Origin of the sequence: Cellulomonas fimi (assembly GCF_028527925.1) — a bacterium.
Classification (GTDB): Bacteria; Actinomycetota; Actinomycetes; order Actinomycetales; family Cellulomonadaceae; genus Cellulomonas; species Cellulomonas fimi_C.
Genome location: NZ_JAPESW010000100.1, coordinates 1 through 2,539, shown reverse-complemented (window position 1 = coordinate 2,539; position 2,539 = coordinate 1). Strand labels below are relative to the sequence as shown.

The following is a 2,539-nucleotide window of genomic DNA, read 5'->3' as shown; positions in this document are numbered from 1 at the left end:
CGTGACGACGCCCGCCTGGGCCAGGCCGGCAAGCCCGGCGACCGCACGGCCGCCGTCGCGTGGGCGTCGTTCCCGCGCGCCACGGTCGTGACGATCCCGCGCGAGACGGTCGCGTCGACGGTCACCTCGATCAAGATCGAGGGCGTCGAGGGTGCGGGCCTGAACGACGCGCCGCTCGACCCGTCGGGCACGCACCTCCTCGTGCACGCGGAGGCGCTGTCGGAGTCGGTCGTCGTCATCGACCACGTCGGGCACGCCGCGCTCACGGAGACGGTCGAGATCGTGGCCGACGAGGGCGCGCACCTGACCGTCGTGTCGGTGCAGGACTGGGCCGACAAGTCGGTGCACACGTCGTCGCACCGCCTGCGCGTCGCGCGCGACGCGACCGTCAAGCACATCGTGGTCACGCTCGGCGGCGACGTCGTGCGCGTCACGCCCGACGCCGAGTTCGTCGGGGAGGGTGCGTCGGTCAACCTGCTCGGCCTGTACTTCGCGGACGCGGGGCAGCACCAGGAGCAGCGCCTGTTCGTCGACCACGCGGTCCCGAACTGCGTGAGCCGCGTGACCTACAAGGGCGCGCTGCAGGGCGAGGGTGCGCACGCGGTGTGGGTCGGCGACGTGCTGATCCGTGCGGCCGCCGAGGGCACCGACACGTACGAGCTCAACCGCAACCTCGTCCTCACCGACGGGGCGCGCGCGGACTCCGTGCCGAACCTGGAGATCGAGACCGGCGTCATCGAGGGCGCGGGTCACGCGTCCGCGACCGGCCGGTTCGACGACGAGCAGCTCTTCTACCTGCGCGCCCGCGGCATCCCCGAGGCCGACGCGCGTCGCCTCGTCGTGCGTGGGTTCTTCGCCGAGCTGATCCACGAGATCGGCGTCCCCGGGGTCGAGGAGCGGCTCATCGGCGCGATCGAGCGCGAGCTCGAGGCGTCGATGTCGGCGCTCGACACGCTCGCCGACCGCCCGCACGTGGAGGGCTCCGAGTCGTCGGCCCACACGGAGCGCGCATGACCGCCCAGCTCGCCTGCTACGACGAGGACGTGCCGGCCGCCGGCACGCTCCGCGTCGAGCTCGAGGGCGAGTCCGGACCCGTCGAGGTCGCGATCGTCCGCGACGAGGACGGCGAGCTGCACGCCATCAGCGACATCTGCTCGCACGGCGCGGTCTCGCTGTCGGACGGCGAGGTCGAGGACTGCTCGATCGAGTGCTGGCTGCACGGGTCACGGTTCGACCTGCGCACCGGCAAGCCGCTCGGCCCGCCCGCGGTCCGGCCCGTCCCCGTCTACCCCGTGACCGTCGACGGCCAGCGCGTGCTGGTCGACATCGACGCCCCCCTCTGACCTAGGAGTTCCCCGCATGGCCACCCTGGAGATCCGCGACCTGCACGTCAGCGTCGAGACCAAGGAGGGCGCCAAGCCCATCCTGCGTGGTGTCGACCTGACCGTGAACAGCGGCGAGACGCACGCGATCATGGGCCCGAACGGGTCCGGCAAGTCCACCCTCGCGTACTCGATCGCGGGCCACCCGAAGTACCAGATCACCTCCGGCACCGTGACGCTCGACGGCGAGGACGTCCTCGCGCTGTCCGTCGACGAGCGCGCCCGCGCCGGACTCTTCCTCGCGATGCAGTACCCCGTCGAGGTCCCGGGCGTGTCGGTGTCGAACTTCCTGCGCACCGCCAAGACCGCGATCGACGGCGAGGCGCCCGCGCTGCGCACGTGGGTCAAGGACGTCCGCACCGCGATGGACAACCTCCGCATGGACCCGGCGTTCGCCGACCGCTCCGTGAACGAGGGCTTCTCGGGCGGTGAGAAGAAGCGCCACGAGATCCTCCAGATGGAGCTCCTCAAGCCGCGCTTCGCGATCCTCGACGAGACCGACTCGGGCCTCGACGTCGACGCGCTGCGCGTCGTGTCGGAGGGCGTCAACCGCGTCCGCTCGAACTCGGACGTCGGCGTGCTGCTCATCACGCACTACACGCGCATCCTGCGCTACATCCAGCCCGACTTCGTGCACGTCTTCGTCGACGGCAAGGTCGCGGAGGAGGGCGGGCCCGAGCTCGCCGAGCGCCTCGAGAACGAGGGCTACGACCGGTTCCTCACGTCGGCGGTCTGACGACCGACGACGACCGTCCCCGGGGCGCGTCCGTGCGACGCCCCCGGGGACTCCTGACCTCGCAGGACGACCGACTCCACGAAGGGCGGACGACGTGACCAGCACGCTCGACACCGCAGCCCCGCAGGGCGGGACGCCGGCCGCGGCCGGCACGCTCGGTGCCGCCGAGCTCGCGGCGGTCCGCGCGGACTTCCCGCTGCTCGCGCGCACGCTGCGCGGCGGCCGCCCGCTCGTCTACCTCGACTCCGGCGCGACGTCGCAGAAGCCCGAGGTCGTCCTCGACGCCGAGCAGGACTTCTACGTGCAGCGCAACGCGGCCGTGCACCGCGGCGCGCACCAGCTCGCGGAGGAGGCCACCGAGGCGTTCGAGGACGCGCGCGCACGCGTCGCGTCGTTCGTCGGAGTTTCGCCCGGCGAGCTC

4 protein-coding genes are annotated in these 2,539 nt (G+C 72.4%); all 4 read left to right on the top strand.

Features of this window, described 5'->3' with window-relative positions; all coding sequences use genetic code 11:
• Window positions 1-1,014, top strand: a 1,014-nt coding sequence (gene sufD, locus OMK64_RS19865; protein ID WP_272730081.1) for a Fe-S cluster assembly protein SufD, incomplete at its 5' end; no start/stop codon positions are given.
• Window positions 1,011-1,343 (top strand): non-heme iron oxygenase ferredoxin subunit, encoded by a 333-nt coding sequence (locus tag OMK64_RS19860; protein ID WP_272730080.1) that lies wholly within the window; start codon window positions 1,011-1,013, stop codon window positions 1,341-1,343. The genes sufD and OMK64_RS19860, both read left to right, overlap by 4 nt.
• A gap of 16 nt (window positions 1,344-1,359) precedes the next feature.
• A complete protein-coding gene (gene sufC, locus OMK64_RS19855; protein WP_272730079.1) occupies window positions 1,360-2,118 on the top strand; it encodes a Fe-S cluster assembly ATPase SufC in 759 nt (252 codons plus the stop codon).
• Window positions 2,119-2,212: 94 nt separating this feature from the next.
• Window positions 2,213-2,539, top strand: a 327-nt coding sequence (locus OMK64_RS19850; protein ID WP_272730078.1) for an aminotransferase class V-fold PLP-dependent enzyme, incomplete at its 3' end; no start/stop codon positions are given.